Genomic DNA, 1167 nt, shown 5'->3' with positions numbered 1-1167 from the left:
CTTCAGCGTCGTCGAGCAGCTCGACCATCGGGCTGATGTTGTAGCCGCCCAGCATGGTGCCCAATAGCTGTGTGGCTTTTTCACGGGAGATCAGCGAGCACTTTTCGGTACCGTGCGCCACGGCAGCGAGATAGCTGGCCTTGACCTTGGCGGCTGCATCAACCCCGGCCGGCACGCGGTGCGTGATCAGCTCCACCAGAAAGGCCTCTTCGCCCTTGGGTGGGTTCTTCAGCAGCTCAATGACCTCACCGGTCTGCTGGGCTGACAGCGGCAGCGGGGGAATACCCAGCGCGGCGCGCTCGGCCACGTGGTTGCGGTAGGTTTGTATGAACTCGGGCATCATGGTTTTCTTCTCCTGTACTCAAATATTTGCACGGTCGATGCGCGTGCGGTCGCGGTCTGTGTCTGTATTGGGCTTTATCGGGCTTTATGGGGCTTTGGCCGGGGCAGCTTCTGGCTGAGCAGAACCCGTGCCAGCCTGAGCTGGCGCAGCTTTGGCAGGCAAGGCCTCCAGAATGCTGGTCGGGGGGTTCTTCTTCATGTCGTCGGCAAAAGTCACCTGCGCCGGGCTCATGCACTCGTCAGCCAGGCGCTGGCCCATTTTCTGGCTCATCAGCATCGACTTGTTGCCCAACTGGAGCCACATGGCGCCTGCACGGCCGTCTTCCAGGCGGATGGCACCGGTGCGGCTTCCGACCGGGTGCATGCGAAAGCGCATCTTGCCCGTCTGCACCAGGAAGAAACCCGGGCGTTTTTCGTTCGGTGTGATGGTGACGGAGGCACCCAGTTCGCAGGGAATCGTGCCGATGTAAACCCGCTTGGCGAGCTCCAGGTCTTCAGGGGTCAAGGTGACAGACAGGTCATCGTCAATGGGCGTCCTTTCTTCCACCACCTTGGCGGCAGAGCGCCTGATCGGTGCACGCTTGGCGGCCTGGGCGGGCTGGTCAGCTGCGGCGGTAGCCTTGGGCGCGGCAGCTTTAGGGGCTGCCGTCTGGGCCAGCAACAGGGCGGGGGCGGCCAGCATCAGGGCAGAGAGAGCGAAATGTTTCATGGGGGTCCTTTGGAACGGTCAACAGTCAATCGGGGAAATCAGTAAAGCGGGACAGAAAAATATGCCTGCGCCTCGTGCGGCAAGACACGGCCGGTCTGGTGCGCGCGCTCCAGAAC

General features: G+C 62.1%; 1 protein-coding gene and 1 pseudogene. Both read right to left on the bottom strand.

All coding sequences use genetic code 11. The features are described from left to right. Positions 1-343 (bottom strand): annotated as a pseudogene (locus AC1DWI_RS23910) (bifunctional aconitate hydratase 2/2-methylisocitrate dehydratase); the annotation flags it as partial. Positions 344-427: 84 nt separating this feature from the next. Continuing rightward, a complete protein-coding gene (locus AC1DWI_RS23905) occupies positions 428-1051 on the bottom strand; it encodes a hypothetical protein (RefSeq protein ID WP_477671359.1) in 624 nt (207 codons plus the stop codon). Positions 1052-1167: the final 116 nt, after the last annotated feature.

Source organism: Polaromonas sp. P3_C2 (genome assembly GCF_056402675.1).
Note: the sequence above shows the minus strand (reverse complement) of the source record. Positions and strands in the feature narration are given on the sequence as shown.

Excerpts from the sequence above, each read along its gene's own strand:
- AC1DWI_RS23905 (WP_477671359.1), bottom strand. The coding sequence starts at position 1,051 with ATGAAACATTTCGCTCTCTCTGCCCTGATGCTGGCCGCCCCCGCCCTG.